Annotated in this window: 17 protein-coding genes; 11 read left to right on the plus strand and 6 right to left on the minus strand. The window is 69.1% G+C overall.

Annotated elements, in window-relative coordinates; genetic code table 11:
- The first annotated feature begins 42 nt into the window (after nt 1-42).
- From ITJ67_RS08525 to ITJ67_RS08535, 3 genes are all read left to right on the plus strand, one after another.
- Complete coding sequence (locus ITJ67_RS08525) at nt 43-1,287, plus strand: FAD-binding protein (protein ID WP_323741428.1); 1,245 nt, start codon at nt 43-45, stop codon at nt 1,285-1,287.
- A gap of 351 nt (nt 1,288-1,638) precedes the next feature.
- Nucleotides 1,639-2,325 carry a TetR/AcrR family transcriptional regulator gene (locus ITJ67_RS08530; protein WP_194677342.1) on the plus strand — a complete coding sequence of 229 codons (687 nt, stop codon included), beginning with the start codon at nt 1,639-1,641 and terminating at the stop codon, nt 2,323-2,325.
- 14 nt (nt 2,326-2,339) lie between these two features.
- On the plus strand, nt 2,340-4,823 hold the full coding sequence (locus ITJ67_RS08535; RefSeq protein ID WP_194677343.1) for a YhgE/Pip domain-containing protein: 2,484 nt from the start codon (nt 2,340-2,342) through the stop codon (nt 4,821-4,823).
- Nucleotides 4,824-5,598: 775 nt separating this feature from the next.
- On the opposite strand, the gene ITJ67_RS08540 is transcribed toward ITJ67_RS08535, so the two are convergent.
- Together ITJ67_RS08540 and ITJ67_RS08545 are read right to left on the minus strand one after the other, a co-directional pair.
- Nucleotides 5,599-6,324 carry a GOLPH3/VPS74 family protein gene (locus tag ITJ67_RS08540; protein ID WP_194677344.1) on the minus strand — a complete coding sequence of 242 codons (726 nt, stop codon included), beginning with the start codon at nt 6,322-6,324 and terminating at the stop codon, nt 5,599-5,601.
- Between the two features lie 55 nt (nt 6,325-6,379).
- On the minus strand, nt 6,380-7,039 hold the full coding sequence (locus ITJ67_RS08545) for a helix-turn-helix domain-containing protein (RefSeq protein WP_194677345.1): 660 nt from the start codon (nt 7,037-7,039) through the stop codon (nt 6,380-6,382).
- 93 nt (nt 7,040-7,132) lie between these two features.
- Here ITJ67_RS08545 and ITJ67_RS08550 point away from each other — a divergent pair, with 93 nt between their 5' ends.
- Together ITJ67_RS08550 and ITJ67_RS08555 are read left to right on the plus strand one after the other, a co-directional pair.
- The gene (locus ITJ67_RS08550; protein WP_160073178.1) at nt 7,133-7,687 is read left to right on the plus strand and encodes a hypothetical protein; all 555 of its coding nucleotides are present in this window, start codon (nt 7,133-7,135) and stop codon (nt 7,685-7,687) included.
- Nucleotides 7,684-8,217 carry a ferritin gene (locus ITJ67_RS08555; protein WP_104239975.1) on the plus strand — a complete coding sequence of 178 codons (534 nt, stop codon included), beginning with the start codon at nt 7,684-7,686 and terminating at the stop codon, nt 8,215-8,217. Before ITJ67_RS08550 ends, ITJ67_RS08555 begins: the two co-directional genes overlap by 4 nt.
- A gap of 18 nt (nt 8,218-8,235) precedes the next feature.
- Here the strand turns inward: ITJ67_RS08555 and ITJ67_RS08560 are convergent, their stop codons facing one another.
- Together ITJ67_RS08560 and otnK are read right to left on the minus strand one after the other, a co-directional pair.
- On the minus strand, nt 8,236-8,889 hold the full coding sequence (locus tag ITJ67_RS08560; protein WP_160073176.1) for a class II aldolase/adducin family protein: 654 nt from the start codon (nt 8,887-8,889) through the stop codon (nt 8,236-8,238).
- Nucleotides 8,886-10,139: a 3-oxo-tetronate kinase gene (otnK, locus tag ITJ67_RS08565; RefSeq protein ID WP_228502506.1), complete on the minus strand. Its 1,254-nt coding sequence runs from the start codon at nt 10,137-10,139 to the stop codon at nt 8,886-8,888. Before otnK ends, ITJ67_RS08560 begins: the two co-directional genes overlap by 4 nt.
- A gap of 140 nt (nt 10,140-10,279) precedes the next feature.
- Between otnK and ITJ67_RS08570 the strand changes: the two genes are divergently transcribed.
- Genes ITJ67_RS08570 through ITJ67_RS08585 form a run of 4 tightly spaced genes read left to right on the plus strand, consistent with a single transcriptional unit; the run spans nt 10,280 to nt 14,647 of the window.
- On the plus strand, nt 10,280-11,668 hold the full coding sequence (locus ITJ67_RS08570) for a homoserine dehydrogenase (protein WP_194677347.1): 1,389 nt from the start codon (nt 10,280-10,282) through the stop codon (nt 11,666-11,668).
- Nucleotides 11,661-13,091, plus strand: coding sequence for a GntP family permease (locus ITJ67_RS08575; RefSeq protein WP_160073170.1), 1,431 nt, complete (start codon nt 11,661-11,663; stop codon nt 13,089-13,091). Before ITJ67_RS08570 ends, ITJ67_RS08575 begins: the two co-directional genes overlap by 8 nt.
- A gap of 7 nt (nt 13,092-13,098) precedes the next feature.
- A complete protein-coding gene (locus ITJ67_RS08580; RefSeq protein WP_104297975.1) occupies nt 13,099-13,899 on the plus strand; it encodes a DeoR/GlpR family DNA-binding transcription regulator in 801 nt (266 codons plus the stop codon).
- A 28-nt stretch (nt 13,900-13,927) separates the two neighbouring features.
- Nucleotides 13,928-14,647 carry an NUDIX hydrolase gene (locus ITJ67_RS08585; RefSeq protein WP_160073168.1) on the plus strand — a complete coding sequence of 240 codons (720 nt, stop codon included), beginning with the start codon at nt 13,928-13,930 and terminating at the stop codon, nt 14,645-14,647.
- Between the two features lie 62 nt (nt 14,648-14,709).
- Here the strand turns inward: ITJ67_RS08585 and ITJ67_RS08590 are convergent, their stop codons facing one another.
- Together ITJ67_RS08590 and ITJ67_RS08595 are read right to left on the minus strand one after the other, a co-directional pair.
- A complete protein-coding gene (locus ITJ67_RS08590) occupies nt 14,710-15,690 on the minus strand; it encodes a LacI family DNA-binding transcriptional regulator (RefSeq protein WP_160073166.1) in 981 nt (326 codons plus the stop codon).
- Nucleotides 15,691-15,776: 86 nt separating this feature from the next.
- Nucleotides 15,777-17,012 carry a Gfo/Idh/MocA family protein gene (locus tag ITJ67_RS08595; RefSeq protein ID WP_194677348.1) on the minus strand — a complete coding sequence of 412 codons (1,236 nt, stop codon included), beginning with the start codon at nt 17,010-17,012 and terminating at the stop codon, nt 15,777-15,779.
- A 225-nt stretch (nt 17,013-17,237) separates the two neighbouring features.
- Here ITJ67_RS08595 and ITJ67_RS08600 point away from each other — a divergent pair, with 225 nt between their 5' ends.
- Both ITJ67_RS08600 and ITJ67_RS08605 read left to right on the plus strand, forming a co-directional pair.
- Nucleotides 17,238-18,494, plus strand: a complete 1,257-nt coding sequence (locus tag ITJ67_RS08600) for an ABC transporter substrate-binding protein (RefSeq protein WP_160073162.1) — start codon at nt 17,238-17,240, stop codon at nt 18,492-18,494.
- A 156-nt stretch (nt 18,495-18,650) separates the two neighbouring features.
- Nucleotides 18,651-19,502: a carbohydrate ABC transporter permease gene (locus tag ITJ67_RS08605; protein WP_201297692.1), complete on the plus strand. Its 852-nt coding sequence runs from the start codon at nt 18,651-18,653 to the stop codon at nt 19,500-19,502.
- Nucleotides 19,503-19,510: the final 8 nt, after the last annotated feature.

A 19,510-nucleotide genomic window follows, 5' to 3' on the forward strand; every position in this document is an offset into this window, starting at 1 on the left:
CGGGTGCATCCACTTCGCAACGTCGCAGAAAGCAGGACCGCAGTGACCTCCAACTGGGCCGGGAACATCACCTTCGAGGCGGAGCAGATCGCCACCCCCACGAGCACGGCCGAGGTCAGCGAGGTGGTGCGGGCCGCGGTGGCCGGCGGGCACTCGGTGCGCGCGCTCGGCAGCGGGCACTCCTTCAACCGGATAGCGGACACGGGCGGCGTGCAGGTCTCGACGCGGGGCCTGCGCAGCCCGCTCCGCATCGACGAGGACCGGCGGTGGGTCTCCATCGGAGCGGGCACCCGCTACGGGGAGCTCGCGATCGACCTCGCCGAGCATGGCCTGGCGCTCGCGAATCTCGCCTCCCTCCCGCACATCTCCATCGCGGGCGCGGTCGCCACGGGAACACACGGTTCCGGCAACACCAACCGGAGCCTCGCGGCCGCCGTCGCCGCCATCGAGTTCGTCGCCGGCGACGGGGATGTCGTGGTGCTGGAGCGGGGAGACGAGGGATTCGACGGGGCCGTCGTATCGCTGGGTGCCCTCGGCGTCGTCACGCGCATCCGCCTCGACGTCGTGCCCCACTTCGAGGTGCGGCAGCGCGTCTTCGAGAACCTGCCCTTCGCGGCGCTGCTCGAGAACTTCGACGAGATCACGGGCGCCGGGTACAGCGTGAGCGCCTTCACGACGTGGGCGGAGCCCGAGCTCATCGACCAGGTGTGGGTGAAGCAGCTCGCAAGCGAGGTGGCGCCTGGCGACTTCTTCGGCGCAACGCCCGCCACCGAGGCGATGCACCCCATCCGCGGCGTCTCGGCCGTGGCCTGCAGCGAGCAGTTCGGCATCGCCGGCCCCTGGTATGAGCGCCTGCCGCACTTCAAGCTCGAGTTCCAGCCCTCCAACGGTGCTGAGCTGCAGAGCGAGTACCTCATCCCGCGGCTTCGGGCGCAGGATGCGCTGCTCGCGCTCGCGGGCATCGCCGACCGCATCTGCCCCCACCTGCTGGTCAACGAGGTGCGGACGGTCGCGCGCGATTCGCTGTGGCTGAGCCCCATGCACGGCAACGATGTCGTCGGCCTGCACTTCACGTGGAAGCAGGACCCGGAGGTCGCCGAGCTGCTGCCGCTGCTCGACGAGATCTTCGCGCCGCTCGGCGGGCGCCCCCACTGGGGCAAGGTCTTCGACGAGCGCGTGAGGGCCTCGGAACTGTACCCGCGCTTCGCCGACTTCCGGAAGCTCGTCGACCGTTACGACCCCGACGGCGTCTTCGCGAACGACTTCACGCGGCGCGTGCTGCGGTAGGGCGGCGGCCCGCGCCGGTCGGCGGCCCGCGCCGGTCTGCGGCCGGCGTCGTCCGAGTCCGGCCGCGCCCGGGCCGGTCTGCGCGGGGCGGCTCGCCGCGACGCCTGACCAACTTCAGTGCAAATCGGCGGCGTTTCGAGGCCTCGCGCCCCAATCTGCAGGTTTCTGCACTGATGTTGGTCAGGCGGTGCGGGCATCGGGCGTCCGTCCCTCGTTCGACCCCGCTCTGCGCTGGGCCGGCCTCGCCCCGGCGGTCTCCAGCCTCGCCCCGGCCGTCTCCGGCCTGGCCCTTGCGTTCTCACTTGATCGTGCTAATTTACATTTGTAAATTAGTTCCGATCGAGGAGTGCCGTGACCCAGGAAGATGCGAGGTTCGTCCGTTCGCGGGCGGCGCTCGTCGCAGCCGTCGTCGAACTGCTGGATGAGGGGACGGATGCGGCGCAGCTCAGCATCACCGACATCGTCGGCCGCGCGGGCGTGAGCCGCCCCACCTTCTACAAGCACTTCGACGACACCGCGGCCCTCATCCGTGAGGCCGCCCTGCGGCGTCTGCAGTCGGCGTTCGACCGCATCCCGAGCGTCGGCGACGACCCGTCGTGGCCGACCTTCGTGCGTGGCACGCTCCGCGCCCTGCTCGGCGAGCTCGCCGCCGACGCGCCCTTCTACCGGGCGGCGCTCGAGAGCAGCTTCGGCCTCCTCACGGGCGACATCATCGCCTACCTCGCAACGCGACTGCTCGAGTCGTCGCCGCTCGGCCCCGTCATCCGCCGCCGCCACGGCCCGGACACCCCGCAGGATCGAGCCGAGTTCCTCGCGGCCGGCGCCATGTGGCATGTCACGAGGTGGCTGTTCGCCGCCGCTCAGGTCGCCGCCGAGGCCGATGCCCCCGCCGCGACGACCACGACTGCCGGCACGGCAGCGGATGCACGCGCATCCATCGACGAGCTCGTCGAACGCCTCTCCTCCCTGCTTCTCGCATCCTCCGGCGCGACTGTCGCCGAGCTTGACGCCCTCCGCGTCGAGCACGCTCGCTCATAGGACTCCCCACGCCCATGCGTTCCTTCTCCCTCCCCGACTTCGTGCGCACGCACCGGCGGACGCTCATCGTCATCGTCGGCATCATGCTCATCCCCCTCATCTACGCGGGCTCGCTGATCTGGTCGAACGAGGACCCGACGCACCGCCTCGACCACATCAACGCGGCGATCGTGAACAGCGACCAGGCCGCGACGCCCGAAACGACGACCGACGGCGAGCCCGCCGAGCCCGTCGACCTCGGTGCGACGCTCACCGAGAAGCTCGTCGACAGCACCGAGTCGAACAACTTCAGCTGGCACGAGATGTCGGCGGAGGAGGCGCAGAGCGCGCTCGAGTCCGGCCAGGTGCTCGCCGTGCTCGACATTCCGGCAGGTTTCTCGGCGGCGGCCGTTTCGGCGGGCGGCGACGAGCCGCTCGATGCGGCGATCGCCCGCCTCTCCATCACCACCAACGACGGCGCGAACATCATCGTCGGCAACATCGCGTCGACGGTTGGCACCACGGTCGCCGACGAGCTCGCCGCCGAGGTCTCCGACGAGTACCTCCGCAACGTCTACGTGGGCTTCACCGATATCCACGAGAGCGTCTCGGAGGCTGCCGACGGTGCGACCGAGCTCAACGACGGCGCCGAGCAGGCGCGCACGGGTTCCGGCGAGCTGGTTGTGGGTCTCGGGCAGCTGCGGGAAGGCGGCCTCGCGCTTGCCGACGGCAGCGCGACTCTCGCCGATGGGGCGACCCAGGTGGACGCGGGGGTACAGCAGCTCAACACCGGCCTCGTCACCGCCAACTCGGGTGCCCAGCAGCTCAGCTCCGGCGCCGCGGATGCGAACACGGGCGCGCAGCAGCTCAGCGCAGGCGCGGCCAGCGCGAACGGCGGCGCGCAGGAGCTCAGCACGGGGCTGAGCACGGCGAGCTCCGGCGCGCAGCTCCTCAGCGATGGACTCGCGGAACTGTCCACGGCTGCCACGGACCTGCCAGGCAAGGTCACCGCCCTCACATCCGGTGCCACGGCGCTCGACTCAGGGGCGACAGCACTTGCCGGCGGAGTGGACACCGCCTTGACCGGAGCGGAGACGCTCAACGGCGGGGCGTCGCAGCTGGCGTCGAGCACCAGCGAGCTCTCGGGCGACGTCGACTCGCTGCTCTCGAGCTGGGACACGCTCTCGGACGAGCAGCGCAAGGAGCAGATCACGCAGCTCTCCGAATCCGCAGAAGCCGCAAACACGCAAGCTGCGGGGCTCAGCGCCGGCATGACGGGCCTGGTCGGCGACGCCGCGGCCGGTACGGGGCTCAGCTTCCTCCAGTCGAAGTCGACAGACCTCGCGGCCGGTGCAACCCAGCTCTCCGGATCCGTCGCGCCGCTCAGCGGCAAGGCCGACGAGCTCGTCGCGGCGATCTCGACGGCTTCGACGAAGTCCGCGGAACTCGCGGCTGGCACTTCGCAGCTCTCATCCGGCGCGTCGACCCTCGCGACGGGCACGCAGTCGCTTGCCGACGGTGCAGCCACGTTGGCGACGGGCACGCAATCCCTTGCGGATGGCGCATCCACGCTCGCGACGGGAACGCAGACGCTCTCGGCTGGTGCATCCACCCTCGCGCAGTCGACGCCGCAGCTCGCCTCCGGCGCGACGCAGCTCGAGCAGGGCGCGACGACGCTCGCCGACGGGACGGCCGACGCGGAGTCGGGCGGCACCGAGCTGAACGACGGCATCACGCAGCTCGCGGACGGCAGCAAGACCCTCGCCGACGGCCTCGACGACGGGGTCTCCGACATCCCCAGCTACACGGATGCGCAGGCCGACCACCTCGCCGGGGTCACGTCGACGCCTGTGGAGATCACGAAGACCCGCCTCAACGAGGTGCCGGCGTACGGATACGGTCTTGCGCCGTACTTCATGACGCTCGGCCTCTGGGTCGGCGCGCTCGCCTTCTACCTAATGTTCGCGCCCCTGCGGGAGCGGCTCGTGCTGGGTCGCCAGCCGGCGATCGTCGTGGCCCTGCGAAGCTTCGCGCCCGGTGCGATGCTCGGCGCGGCGCAGAGCCTCCTCATGCTCACGATCGTGCGGTTCGGTCTCGGCCTCGAGCCGGCAGACATGCCCGGGCTCGTCGCGCTCGCGCTGCTCACGAGCGTCACCTTCGTCGCCGTCAACCAGGCCTTCAACGCGCTGCTCGGCCCTCCCGGTCGATTCCTTGCGCTCATCATGATCGTGCTCCAGCTCTCTTCGGCCGGCGGCACCTACCCGGTCGAGACGGCGCCCGCGTTCTTCCAGCTGATCCACTCGTGGCTGCCGCTGAACTACGCGGTCACGGCGTTCCGCTCGCTCGTGGCCGGCGGGTCGATCGGCATCGGCGAGGCGTACGGGATGCTCACCGTCTGGCTCGTCGCCGCCCTCGCGCTGACGACCCTGTCGATCGCGCTCAGGCGGCGCCGGGAGCGGCTCAAGCCAGCGGTTGCGCCGGCGGCGGCTGGAATCTCGGAGCCGGTCGAGATCCGGTAGTTGTCGGCAGGCTCGCGTTTCGTGCGCTCTCCTGCCGTGTTCGGGATGGCTTGCAACCCATCCCGAGGCGTGGAACCCACCTGGAGACTGCTCGCGGGGCTCGCCGGGGCCGGTCGGGACCGCGGGGTTCGGTCGGGCGCGCGTCTCGTGCGCTCTCCTGCCGTGTTCGGGATGGCTTTGACGCTTCGGGATGGCCTGCAACCCATCCCGAGGCGGGGAACCCACCTGGAGACTGCTCGCGGGGCTCGTGGGGCCAGTGGGGCGTGGGGCGCAGAGTTCGAGACGGCCGTGGGTCGGTCGGGACCGGAGTGGCTCCGTCGGTGGCGGTTTCGTAACCGGTTGCGGTTCGGTAGTTGTCGGCGGGCGCGCGTTTTGTCTGCTCTCCTGCCGTGTTCGGGATGGCTTTGACGCTTCGGGATGGCTTGCAACCCATCCCGAGGCGTGGAACCCACCTGGAGACTGATCGCGGGGTTCGCCGGGGCCGGTCGGGACCGCGGGGTTCGTGGGGCCAGCGGGGGCGTGGGGCGAAGGGTTCGAGCGGACCTTGGCGGCTCAAGCCAGCGGTGGCGCCGGCGGCGGCCGCAATCGCGGAGTCGGTCGAGATGCGGTAGTTGTCGGCAGGCTCGCGTCTCGTCTGCTCTCCTGCCATGTTCGGGATGGCTTTGACGCTTCGGGATGGCTTGCAACCCATCCCGAGGCGTGGAACCCACCTGGAGACTGCTCGCGGGGTTCGCGGGGGCCGCGGGGCGAGACCGCGGCCCCGGGGCAGCCCGGGCTAGCTGTTCGCCGCGTTCGCGTTGGCGGCGACGCTCGCGGCGACGGCGGCGTTGATGGTGATCGCGTTCATGGTGCGCGCGACCGCCGAGCTCGCGGCGGCGGCACCCCAGTCGCCGGCCTCGAGGGCCTTCGCTCGGTTGATCACGTCGGTCTCCCACGGGAGCTCTCGGTGCAGGGTCGGCAGTGATCCGCTCGCGGAGAGCAGCGCCGCGAGTGCGGCGGTGCGGGCGTCGGGCTCGGCGCCGTCGATGAGCACGGCTTGGACTCGGCTCATGAGCTTCGCTCGTCGGCCCGTGTCGCCCAGGCTGAGGGTGGTTTTGGGGATGAACCCGAAGGTCTTGCCCTGCTCGCGGTGCAGGTCGCCGCGGAAGATGAGGCTCTCCAGCAGCTGGCCGCGCAGCTGGGGGCCGATGGACGCGAGCATGCCCTGCACCTCGCGCCGCTTTCCGTCGGAGTACTCCCACGCGGCCCGCAGGATCTCGTCGTCCGGCACCGTCTCACCCACCGAGAGCACCAGGGTCCCGCGCATGCCGGCCTTCTCGATCGCGACCTGGTCGTTCAGGGCCAGCTCGGTGAGCACGGCACCGGCGAGCACGTAGAAGAGGGTGCCCTCGCCGCCGATCGTTCCGTCGTCTGGATTGAAGAGCAGGAGCAGCAGATCTTCTGCGAGCAGCGGCTGCGCTTCGTAGGGGCCGGTGGTCGGGATGTGGTCGAGCTGTTCCATGGTTCCCCCTGGCAGGTGCGCGAGTCGTCGTGCCGGCCAAGGTACCAGCCGAGGCTCAGCCCTCCGCGCGGTCTCCGTATGCCGTGACGGAGAGGAAACGCGCCGGGAGCTCGATGAGCTCCTCCGGACCGTGCGGGCCCTCGCCGTCGAACTGCAGGGTGTCGCCAGGGCCCATCTCGTAGCGCGCGTCCCCGTGCCCGTAGGCCATGCGGCCCTCGAGCATGTAGAGCAGCTCGGTGCCCGGATGCTGGAACAGGGGGAACACCTCGCTCGCCTCGGTCAGCGTCACGAGCACCGCCTCCATGCGCTTGTGCTGGCCGCGCAGGGCGCCGAGGAGCTCGTAGAGGTGGCCGGATCTGGAGCCGCGGCGCACGATCTGCGCCCCGTGGCCGGCCGGCACGTAGACGGCCTCCCTGTCGGAGTCGACGCCGCGGAAGAGGGCGGTGACGGGCACGTCGAGGCCGTGGGCGAGGCGGCCGAGCGTGGTGAGGCTGCAGGAGGTGAGGGCGTTTTCGATCTTCGAGAGCATGGCCTTGGAGATGCCGACCTTGTCGGCCATCTCGGCGACCGACATCCCGGTCGCGAGGCGGTACGCGCGCACCTGGATGGCGATGGCACGCTCGAGGTCGCCCGGCTGCGGGCCGACCGTGGCCGGGTCGACCTCGCGGTGCACGGAGCCCACGCCGATCTGGTCGTGGTCGTATGCGTCGCTCATGCAGCCTCCGGGGTTCCGTTCAAGCCTAGCTTTCGCCGACCGGCCCGCCTGCGTCGTTTGGTGTTGGGCGCGCCTGGCTCTAGCGTTGCGGTCATGAGCGAGACGAGCGCTGGTGCCGACCGTGGCTGGGTCGTGCGCGCCGCGATCAGGGCGGTGCTGCTCGTCATCATCGCCGGGTACCTCGCGTACATGCTGCTGGTGTTCCCGAACGCGGCGGCCGGATCCGACGTCGATCGCGACTCCGCTGAGGGTGCGCGCCTCGCCGGCACGCTCATCCCGATCGCGTACGGGAGCATCGCGGCAGCGGTGGTGCTCGGCGTGTGGCTGGCGCTCGATGTGACGAGAGCCATCGCGCTGAGCCTGCGCCCGTCGCTGCTCTGGCTTGCCTCCGTCGCCGTCCTGGCTGCATCCGCCTGCGCAGCCCTGAGCGTGGCCGTCATCGTGAACAGTCTCGTCGCGGGCATCGGCGTGGATGCCGACCAGACCAGGTACTGGGGGAGCACGGGGGCGATCATCGGGGAAGCCTTCGTGCTGACCTGCCTGCCATTCGTGCTGGCGACCGGTGTCGCCCTACTCCTGAGGACGATTCGCGCCGCGACGAAACTTGACCGCCACGCGAAACCTGCCAGGAGTAGCGTTGCGGCGTGACTTCATCTACGTTCAATGACCTTCTGACCGCCCAGATCGGCAACGAGTTCTCGGCCTCGCAGCAGTACATCGCGATCGCCGTCTGGTTCGACAACCACGACCTCCCGCAGCTCGCGGCGCACTTCTACCAGCAGTCGGTCGAGGAGCGGAACCACGCGATGATGCTCGTGCAGTACCGCCTCGACCGCGACCTGGGCGTCACGATCCCCGGCGTCGCAGCGCCGAAGACCGAGTTCGCCGATGTGGTCGAGCCCATCGCGCTTGCGCTCGCGCAGGAGCAGGAGGTGACGTCGCAGATCGAGGCGCTGTTCCGTGCTGCGCGTGCTGACGGCGACGCGATCGGCGAGCAGGCGATGCTCTGGTTCCTGAAGGAGCAGGTCGAGGAGGTCGCCTCCATGTCGACGCTCGTCACGATCGCGAAGCGCGCCGGCGACAACCTGTTCGACATCGAGAACTTCATCGCCCGCGAGACCATCGGCGACAGCGGGCAGGATGCGGACGCGCCTGCGGCGGCCGGCGGCGCGCTGTAACAGCTAGCTCGGCCCGGGTCAGTCCCAGTTCCGCCCGTACTGCTGCGCGAGTTCCTGCGCCTGCGTCTGGGTGAGCTGGGCGACCCGGTGCCCTCGGGTGATGAGGGCTATCTTGCTGACCTCTTCGAGTTCGATCGCGGCCTGGATCGCGGCATCCATGGTGGCGCCGCTCGTCACTGGCCCGTGGTTCTGGATGAGCACGGCATCGAACGCGAAGTCGAGTGCGCGGATGCCGTCGGCCTGGTCGTGGTCGCCGGGGTGCGCGTAGGGCACAAGCGGGGTCTGCCCCACGCGCATGACGAAGTACGGGGTGAGCGGCGGGAGTGCCGACCTCGTGGTCCACGGGTCGAGCAGGGACACGGCGACTGCGTGCATGGAGTGCAGGTGGATGACGGCGTGCGTGTCCGGGTTGCGCTCGTAGAACGCGCGGTGCAGCGGATGCTCCTTCGACGGTCGCGGGCCGGCGAGGTGCGCCCCGTCCGCCAGGGAGACCTCGGAGAGGTGGTCGGCTTCGAGGCGACCGAGCTCCGTGCCGGTCGGGCTCATGAGCATCCGCTCGCCCAGTCGCATGGAGATGTTGCCTGAGGTGCCTGGGCTGAGTCCGAGGTCGGAGAGCCGGCGTCCGGCTTCGAGGAGCTCGGTGGCCTGGTCGAGGTGGGCGGTCGGGGTCACGCGAGCTCGTCCCAGGCCTCGACGAAGAACTCGGTGGAGCCGAAGTTCCCGGATTTGAGGGCCAGGTTGATCACGTGGCCGTCTGCGGTCGTCGCTCGGGCCCAACTCACGCCAGGGCAGATGGGCTGTCCCAGCTTGAGGCTGCTGATTCCCAGCTCGGTCACGATGCGGCCGGAGGTCTCGCCGCCTGCCGAGATGACCTCGACGGCGCCGGCGTCGATGAGCGCGGCTGCGGCTTCGGCGAGCGTGCGCTCGATGCGATCGGCGGCGTCGGCATGCGCTGATGCGTCGTCGATGGCGAGGTCGTCGGGGGAACCGGTCGCGTAGACGAGGACGGGTACGTCCGGGCGTTCCGCCCAGGATTCGCGGGCCCACCTGACGATGGACGCGATCTGCTCGGTGCCGGCGCGGGGGTCGACCTGAAGGCTGAGGAATCCCGCCTTCTTGGCTGCCTGCACCTGCTCCTGGGTTCGCGTGGAGGCGCTGCCGCAGAGGATGACGCGGTTGCCTGCGAGCGCCGCGAGTCGGGGCGTCTCGGCTGCGCGTCGTTCGGGCACCGGGGTGCCGAGCGCGAGCCCGGATCCGCCCGTGACGAACCTCAGCCCTGCGGCGGCGGCCGCGATGGTGGTGAGGTCGGCGTCCGTGACGGCGTCGATGACCACGGCGCTGGGAGACGAGGCGCGCTCGAGCGCCGCGCGGAGCGCATCCACGCCGTCGCGAACCGTCGCGAGGTCGATGAAGCCGACCGGGGTCTGCGCCTGACGGCTGAGCAGCAGGCGCACGTCGGATTCGGTCATGGGCGTCAGCGGGTGGTGGCGCATCGAGCTGTGCTCGAGCAGCTCGCCCCAGACGGAGAGCTGGCCGTCGCGCACGGTGCGCCCGTTGCCGGGGAACGATGGGACGACGATCGTCGTCGTGAGGTCGAGCTCGGCGAGCGTGGCGTCGATGACGGGGCCGATGTTGCCGTGCTCGGTCGAGTCGAAGGTCGAGCAGTACTTGAAGTACAGCTGGCGTGCGCCTGCCTCGCTCAGCCGGCGGAACGCATCCACGCTCTGACGGACAGCTGCGTCGGGGGCTGCGGTTCTCGTCTTGAGGGCGATGATGACCGCCTCGGTGTCGCTGGGGAGCTCGTGCAGCGCGGAGTCGGGCTCGGTGATGACAACTGCGTTCAGCCCCCGTGCCGCGAAGTTTCCGGCGAGGTCGACTGCTCCGGTGAAGTCGTCGGCCACGCAGCCGTGAAGAATCGTCAAGTTGGGTTCCCTCCTGCTGCAGCACTCGAACGAGACAGTGTGAATATCTGTGAGTGTTTGCACATGATCTGTGAATCCTTTATACATGATGTCAGCACGACGACCTGCCGGTCGTTGGCAACGACGCCAAACGGAGACCAATGAACATCGAGTATCTTCTCGCCGCGCATCGCGGGACCCGCGTGCAGTACGCGCTCACCGGGGCCAAGGGCGGATTCGCTCGCACCCTGCTCGCGCAGACCACGCAGATCGAGGACCTGCACGCCAGTGTGCTCTGCGACCTCGACCCGGAGGGTGCGCGTGCGCTCGCCCTCGAGGTCGGCTTCGCCGCCGAGTCCCTCGTCGTCTGCGGCACCCCAGGCGAGGTGCTCGAGGTCGTCGCGGCCGGCAAGACCGCCGTGGTCGCGAGTCGCGAGCTCCTGCTTCCCGAGGTCTTCGACATCCTCGTCGAGGCAACCGGGGACCCCGGGTTCGGCTACCGGGTGGCCGCGGATGCACTGCGAGCGTCGAGGCCGGTCGCCATGGTCTCGAAGGAGGTCGACTCGGTCGCTGGCATCGAGCTCGCTTCGATCGCCCGCGAGAACGACGTCGTCTACACGCCCGCGAGCGGAGACCAGCCCGCGAACCTCATCGCCCTGGTCTCCTGGGTGCGGACGCTCGGACTCGACATCGTCGCCATCGGCAAGTCCAGCGAGTACGACCTCGTCTTCGACCCGTCCGCAGGCACCGTCACCCACCTCGACAAGCAGATCCACGCACCGCAGCTCGGCGAGCACCTGATGCTCGGCGACGACATCCCCGCGACGCTGCGCGCTCGCGCCGAAGCCGTCGCGGCGCTCCCCACCGGCGCTACGGCGGACTACTGCGAGATGGCGGTCGTCGCCAACCACACCGGCTTCGTCGTCGACGACGAGCTCATGCACTACCCGGTGGCTCGCATCAGCGAGCTCGCCGACATCTACGCGCCGAAGTCCTCCGGCGGAGTGCTCGAGCGCACCGGCGTCGTCGACGTGTTCTCCGTGCTGCGAACCCCGGACGAGGCATCGTTCGGGGGCGGCGTCTTCGTCGTCGTGCGCACCTACGACGCCCAGACCTGGGAGGTGCTGCGCGGCAAGGGCCACGTCGTCAGTCGCTCCGGCGAGTACGCCTGCATCTACCTGCCCTACCACTTCATGGGCGTCGAGACGCCGATGACACTGCTCCTCGCCGTGCACCTCGGGGCGCCGTACGGCAGTCCAGAGCCGACGAGGAGCATCCTCATGGCAGGGCGAGCGAAAGCGGACCTGGCCGCGGGGACGCTGCTCGAGATGGGCGGCCACCACCACGACGTGACCGGCGTGCAGGCAGTGCTGCTCGAGGCGGGATCCGAGTCTGCGAGGGTGGCCCCGCTCTACGTCTCGTCGCGCGCGACGCTCGCCCGGGACGTGCGTGCCGGCGAGCTCATCCTCATCGAGGACCTCGCCGATCATGACGCCGAGCTCCTCGCCGCGTGGGCTGGCGAAGACGTCCGGGAGGGCAGCCATGTCTGACGTCTTCATCCTCCTCTCCTTCGCGTTCGCGATCGTGGGCCTCGTGCTCATGATCGGACGGTTCAAGGTGCATCCCGTGTTCGTGCTCTTCGTGGTGGTCGCCGTGCTGAGCCTCATGTTCGGGCAGGGTGGCGCCGGCACCGTGTCCCTCATCAACGAGGGCTTCGGGAACACGCTCGCGAACGTCGGGCTCCTTATCGTGTTCGGCTGCGTGCTCGGCAAGGCGCTCGAGATCAGCGGCGGGGCGCTGCGCATCACGCAGTCCGTCGAGAAGATGCTCGGAACGAAGCGCAAGATGCCATGGGGCATCGCCCTCGCCTCGACCATCATCGGCATCCCCCTGATCGCCGACACCACCGTCATCATGCTCATCCCGATCGTCTCCGCCATGGCCTACCGGTCGAAGGAGTCGATGATGAAGTTCGGCCCGATCCTCTACATCGGCGCCTACGTGATGACCTCGCTGGTCGTGCCAGGGGCCGGCCCCCTCGCCGCGGCGGGGGTCCTCGGCCTCGACTTCGGCGTGTCCATCATGTACGGACTGCTCGTCGGGCTGCCCGGCATCGCGGTCGCCACGTTCTACCTGACGCGCATCAAGACCTACGTCGCGCCCAAGGCGGAGTTCATCGAGTCGATCGCCAAGGCGGAGCAGGCAGAGCAGGAGCAGCGCGAAGGCGGCTCCGGCACCACGAAGACGCTCACCGCTCAGAACGGCGGCGTCGGACGCACGCTCGCGCTCAGCCCGTTCACGGGGCTCCCCGTTCGACTCGGCTTCGCCCTGCTCCCCATCTACCTGCCGATCTCGCTCATCATGATCGACTCGCTGCTGGGGCCGACGCTTCCGGAGGGCTCGTTCATCCAGGAGCTCGTCGGCTTCGTCGGAGCGCCCATCATGGCGCTCGCGATCGGCGTGCTGTCGACCCTCCCCCTCTTCGGTGGCGCGTGGCGTCGCAAGGAGATCGTCAACGGCATGTTCGAGGACGGCCTGCGCACGGCCGCAATGCCGCTCGCCCTGACCGGAGTCGGCGGCGCGCTCGCCCTCCTCATCCGCGAGACCGGGGTGGCCGAGCGCATGTCGGTGGTCATCCAGGACGTCGGCATCCCGCCCCTCGTCGTGCCCTTCCTCGTCGCGGCGGCGATCTGCACCATCACGGGCTCCAACATCCTCGGGATGCTCACCGCGTCGGCGATCATGGCTCCCCTCATCGACGACCTCGGTGTGTCGGCGCTCGCCGTCTACCTCGCCTGCGGCACGGGCGCGCAGATCTTCAAGCACGCCAACTCGTCCGGGTTCTGGGTGACGACGACCCTGTCGAACATGACGGTCGGCCAGGGGATCAGGTCGATCGGCGTCGCCTCGATCATCTCGGGCGTGACGGGATTCGCTATCGTTCTCGTGCTGTACTACGCAGGACTGATCTAGAGGTCGCATGAGAAGCCACACCGAGGAGCCGCCGTTGATTCCGGACCAGCGACGTCAGAAGATCCTCGAGCTGCTGAGCGCTCACGAGGTGCTCAGCGTGCATCAGCTCACGGAGCTGCTCGGGGTGTCGCACATGACGGTACGCCGGGACATCGGGGAGCTCGTGAGCCAGGGTGTCGCCGCGGTGGTGCCCGGGGGAGTGCGTTCGGCGCGCTCCGTCGCGGTCGAGCCCAGCTTCGACGCGAAGGCGAGCTCGGAGCGGGCGCAGAAGGCGGCCATCGGCCTCGCCGCGGGGAAGCTGCTCCGCGACGACGGCGTCTACTACCTGGATGCGGGGACGACGACCTCGTCGTTGCTCCCCGCGATCCGGGCGCTGGCAGCGCCCACGGTGGTCACGAACGACTTCACGATCGTGAGCTCCCTCATCGGCGATGCTCACGTCGAGGTCGTGCACATCGGCGGCAAGCTCGACCACGCGAACCGCTCCAGCGTGGGGCACCTCGCGGCAGGCGTGCTGCGCCAGCTCGCAGTGGACATCGCGTTCGTGAGCGCCAGCTCGTGGGACGCTCAGCGTGGAGTCACCACGCCGAGCGCTGAGAAGGTGGATGTGAAGCTGGCTGCCATGGAGGTGGCGAGCAGCGCGGTGCTGCTGGCCACGAGCAGCAAGCTCGGCAGCTACTCGATCTACCGCGTCTGCGGGCTCGATCGGTTCTCGACCGTCATCACCGACGAGGGCATCTCCGAGGCCGACGCGGCGGCGGTGCGCGAGATCGGTGTCGAGCTCGTGACCGCCGCGGTGCAGGGCTGAGCCAGCGAGCGCCGCGTACGCTGAAGCCGTGCATCCTGAACCCGTGACGAAGGCGGCGCGAGCGCAGCTGACCGAGCTCGCCGAGTGCGCGGCTGCTGGGCGAGAGCCTGCCGTGCACCTGTCGCCCGTCGATGAGCGCCTCGTGCGCGTCTCCCGTTCGGCTGCGGTGCTCATTCTCTTCGGCGTCCTCGACTCGCTTCCCAGCGATCGCGACGCCCAGGCCGGCGCCGTCTCCCGTGACCTCGACGTGCTGCTGCTCGCGCGAGCTTCGACGCTGCGCTCGCACCCGGGCCAGGTCGCGTTCCCGGGTGGCCGGGTCGACGCGGAGGACAGGGACGCGGTTGCTGCCGCCCTGCGCGAGGCGGTGGAGGAGACGGGGCTCGACGCCGATGGCATCGACGTGCTCGGCCCCCTCGAGCCCGTGCCCCTCACCTACTCGCGGCATCTCGTGACGCCCGTGCTCGCCTGGTGGCGGCGTGCGTCCGAGGTCGGTGTCGTCGATGAGGCGGAATCGGCCGCCGTGTTCCGAGCCCCCGTCGCCGAGCTGCTGGACCCCATGAATCGAGGCACCACGGTGCTGCGCCGCGACGGCGAGGAGTGGCGTGGCCCGGCGTTCCTGGTGCGGAACGAATCTGGCGAGCACCTCGTCTGGGGCTTCACGGCGATGCTCCTCGACGGCATCTTCGACCGCCTCGGCTGGACCGAGCCCTGGGACGAGACGCGGGAGTTCGAGCTCCCCGACGCCTGAGTTCGCCACTCGCCCGAATCGAATCAGCGTGGCGCGAGGCCGCGACCGCTGAGCCGGCCGGCTCACTCGCAGCCGCAGGACCTCCGGATGACGAGCTCGCCCCGAGGCCGCTCGTCCGGGATGCTCCCGACGCCGAGCAGGCGGAAGACGGCCTGCTCGGCGAGCTCGGCGATGGGCTGGGCGAGCGTCGTGAGCCCCGGCCACGCGTACTCGGCGTCGTCCGTGCCGTCGAACGAGACGACGGCGACGTCGCCTGGCATGTCGACACCTGCCTCGTGGAGCGCCCGCATCGCGCCGATCGCAAGCTGGTCGGAGCTCATGAAGACCGCGTCGACCTGGGCGCTCGCGGCGGCGAGGTTGCGGCCGGCGAGGTACCCGGAGCGGCGTTCGAAGTCGGCAGGGAACACGAGCCCGGGCTCGAGGCCGGCGGAGGCGAGCTCGGTGGTCCACCCGCCGTAGCGGGCATCCTTCGTCGAGCCGACGAACGCGATCCTGCGGTAGCCGTGGTCGATGAGGTGTCGCGTGGCGTCGCGCGCGCCTTGCTCGAGGTCGACGCCGACACCCATGGTGCCTGCGATGGGGTGGGGGTTGTTGAGGGTGGCCCAGCGGATGCCGAGCGCGTTGAAGGCGGTGACCTCGTTCGGATGCACGATGGAGGCGACGAGGAAGCCGTCGACCTGCCGTGAGGCGAGGGACCGGGCGAGTGCGATGGCCCGGTTGTCGTCGTCGCGCGAGTTCACGACGAGCACGGCGTACCCCTCACGCGCCGCCACGTTCTCGACCTGCTGGCACAGCTCGGACCAGAAGGGATTCGTGGTGTCCGGCACGATGATGCCGATGAGCCGCGAGGAGCCCATCTTCAGCGCGCGGGCCGCGGCGTTCGGCGTGTAGCCGAGGATGCGTATCGATTCGCGCACGCGCGCCGCGGTCGCCGGCGCGACGGGGGCGCGGCCATTGAGGGTGTACGTGACGACGGCATCGCTGACACCTGCGTGGCGCGCAACGTCCCGGCGCGTGACCTTCCGGGGTGCACCTTCGGGCATCACTACTCCTCGTTCACTCGAGTCGATCTTACGGTCGATGCGGGCGCCCGGATCCTCGGGCGCCCGCATCTTCATCGCTCGCTCCGTCAGGCGTGTGCGGCGTCGGCGCTCACCGCACCGAGCGCCGCGGGTGCATCGCCGAAATCGTTGATCGGGAGCCGCTCCCCGCCAGCCAGGGCTGAGCGGTGCGCGACGATGCCTGGCAGCGTGAAGCGCGCGGCGACCCAGGCGTTGACGGGCGGGAGGGTGCGGTTGTTGACGGCGGTGACGAAGTCGTCGACGAGGAAGTGGTGGCTGCCCTCGTGTCCGTTGTGGACGCCAGAGAACTCCGCGGGGAGCCGCGAGGTGTCGTGCACCTTCGAGTGTCCGGACACGAACGCGTCGCGCAGCGCGGGGGCGACGTGCGCGAGCGACGGGTCGTCGGCATCCGCGGTCGCATCCGTCGCGATCAGGTCGGAGACGTCCGTGACGCCCTGCTTGTCCTGCCACACGGCGACCTCGGCGAGCTGCTCGAAGCTGCCCTCCGTGCCGAAGTAGCGGAACCGGCTCTCGCGGATGTGCGAGGGGTAGCCGACGCGACGCATCTCGTTGATCCGCATGGACCCGCCCTCGGAGAGCTCGAAGAGCGCCGTCGCGTTCGAGAAGTTGTTGTCGAACATGCTGATCTCGCGGTCGAAGACGCCGTCCTGGCGGTCGTCGACCACGCCGATGCAGCTCACGCTGGTGGCGTGGCCCGGGATGGCACCGAGGACGCCGCCGATCGAGTGGGTCGGGTAGAGCATGGGCGGGTAGCTCGCCGTGCGCTTCCACTCGGCACCTCCCGAGTAGGCGTAGGCATCGTAGAAGCCCAGGTCCATGTCGTGGACGTAGTCGCCCTCGGCGTAGAAGATGCGCCCGAACTTCCCGTCGGCGAGCTGGTTGCGCGCGTAGATCGTCGCCGGGTTGTAGTAGCTGGTCTCACCCATCATGTAGGTGAGGCCGGTCTCGCGCACCGCCTCGATGATGGCGGCGATCTCGTCTTCCGAGATGGCCATGGGCACTGCCGAGTACACGTGCTTGCCTGCCTGCAGCGCGCGGAGCACCAGCGGACCGTGCGTCCAGCGCTGGGTGAAGAGGGCGATCGCGTCGATCGAGTCGTCGGCGAGGAGGGCTTCGAAGCTCTCGGCTGTTCCGTCGAGCTCGGCGGATGCGTTGAGCGCCTCCGCGCGCTCGGACAGCACGTCGGTCACGAGGATCCGGTCGACGCCGGGGTGGAGTTTGAAGAGGGTGGCGAACTGGCCGGCGAACTGACCGGCTCCGACGATTCCCAGGGACAGCGACATTGGTGACCTTTCAAGGTGACAGGAAAACCCAGGCTCCACCACGGTGGGGAGTCGGGCGAGGACCTCGAGCATTGCACGACTATTTACTCGCGTCAACACAATATCTGTCTGTTTTATTGACCCTTGCGGATAAATATTTACTCGCATAAATTGTCGGCAGATAGCGATGGAGCCATCCGCGTCCTTGCGGTCGGCCGGATCCATCGCCCACACGAAGGAATGACAATGAAGTCTCGCGCTACCACCGTCGCGGCAGCCTCCGTCGCGGCGACGCTCCTCCTCGCCCTCACCGGTTGCAGTGGAGGCTCCGCCGAATCCGGCACCACCATCGAGTTCCAGACCAACGCCTCGGTCGACTCCAAGCTCATGATCGCCCTCGAGGAGGTGACTGCCGCCTTCGAAGAGGCCAACCCGGGCGTCACGGTCGACCTCGTCGCGCCCAGCTCGCAGTACGAGGCAGACATGAAGGTCAGGCTCGCAGCAGGCGACGCCCCGGACATCTTCGCCACCCACGGATGGTCGCTCCTCCGCTACAGCGAGTTCCTCGAGCCCCTCCAGAACGAGGCCTGGGCCGCCAACTTCAACCCAGCCCTCGACTCGGCCATGCGCAACGACGCCGGCGAGTTCTTCGCCCTCCCCATCGACACCGACGTCGCAGGCATCATCTACAACGCCGACGTGCTCACCGCGGCCGGCGTCGACCCCGCCTCCATCTCCACCTGGGACGACTTCGCCGAAGCCGCCGCGGCCGTCGACGCGAGCGGCGTCGCCCCGATCGCCGTGTCCGGCAAGGACGGCGGCCCGGCCGGCAACCTCACCGACTGGATCGTCGCCGGCGCATACACGCCCGAGCAGCTCGACGAGCTCAGCGCCGGTTCCTTCGTCGACGCGCCCTACGCGACGACGCTCGACCTCATCGACGGGTGGCGCACCTCCGGCTACTTCAACCCCGACTACTCCTCGGCGACCTCCGACGACGTGTCGCGCGCGCTCGCCGACGGCAACACCGCCTTCGTCTTCAGCCAGAACCAGGCAGCCAACAACGCCCTGCAGTACAACCCGGACGCCAACCTCGGCTTCATGCCCGTCCCCTCCCTCACAGGCGAAGACCCCTACCTGGTCGGCGGAGAGTTCAACGCCTTCGGCATCTCGAAGACAAGCGAGCACCTCGACGACGCGAAGGCCTACCTGGCGTTCCTCGCCCAGCCCGAGAACATCACCGTGCTCGCCGAATCCGTCGGCAACCTTCCCGGGCTCACCGACGCCTCGGCCGACCTCGGCCCGCTGCAGGAGTCGTTCGACACCCACGTCATCTCCGGCTCAGCGCCGCTCGTGCCGTACTTCGACCGCGTCTACCTGCCCAACGGCATGTGGAACACGATGGTGACCACCACCGACTCGATCATCACCGGCCAGTCGAGCGTCGACCAGGCCGTGACCCAGGTCGACGCCGACTTCACCAGCCTCTGGGGCCAGAGCTGAACGGCGAGCGGATGCTGAGAGGAGATCCCCATGAGCTCGCTTGACACTGCAACATCGCCACAGAAGCTGCCACCCAGAGCACCCAGAGCACCCAGAGCACCCAGGGCACCCAGGGCGCGGCGGAGCAGGGGGTCCTCCCCTCTGGCCGGAGCAGGGATGAACCTGCTCTACGTGCCGGCCCTCCTGCTGTTCGCCGTCTTCACCATCTACCCGCTCGTGACGGGCGCCGCCATCTCCTTCACGAACTGGAACGGGTACAGTGCCGACCGCAGCGACGTCGGCTTCGCGAACTACACCCGCCTCTTCCAGGATGAGACGTTCCGGCTCGTCCTCATCAACACGTTCATCTACGGCTTCGGGTCGACCATCATCCAGCAGGCCCTCGGGCTCGGGCTCGCCCTCGCCCTCGACCAGAAGGTGCGCGGCCGCAACCTGGCACGGGCGATCATCTACCTGCCGGTCCTCGTCTCGCCCGTGGTGATGGGCACCATGTACTACCTGCTCTTCCAGTACAACAACGGCGCCTTCAACGACATCGTCGTCGGGCTCGGCGGCGAGCGCGTCGCCTGGCTCAGCGACTCCGGCGCCGCGATCGCGATCATCGTCCTCGTCAACTCGCTGCAGTTCGTTGGCGTCTCCATGATCATCTACCTCGCCGGGCTGCAATCGATCCCCACCGAGCTCTACGAGGCATCCACCCTCGATGGCGCCGGGTACTGGAAGCAGTTCTGGCACATCACGCTGCCCCTCCTGCAGCCGGCGTTCGCGACGAGCATCGTGCTCAACCTCATCGGCGGGCTGAAGCTCTTCGACGTCATCGTCGTGCTCACCGGCGGAGGCCCCGGCTACTCGACGAACTCGGTCTCGACGCTCATCGGCGTCGCCTACTTCGACAACCAGAGCGCCGGCTACGCCTCGGGCATGGGCATCGTGCTGTTCCTCGTGATCGTGCTCTTCACCCTCGGGCTCAACACCCTGCTCAATCGACGACGACTGGACCGCGCATGACTGTAACG

The organism is Pseudoclavibacter sp. VKM Ac-2867 (genome assembly GCF_015351275.1).
In the GTDB taxonomy this organism is placed as follows: Bacteria; Actinomycetota; Actinomycetes; order Actinomycetales; family Microbacteriaceae; genus Pseudoclavibacter.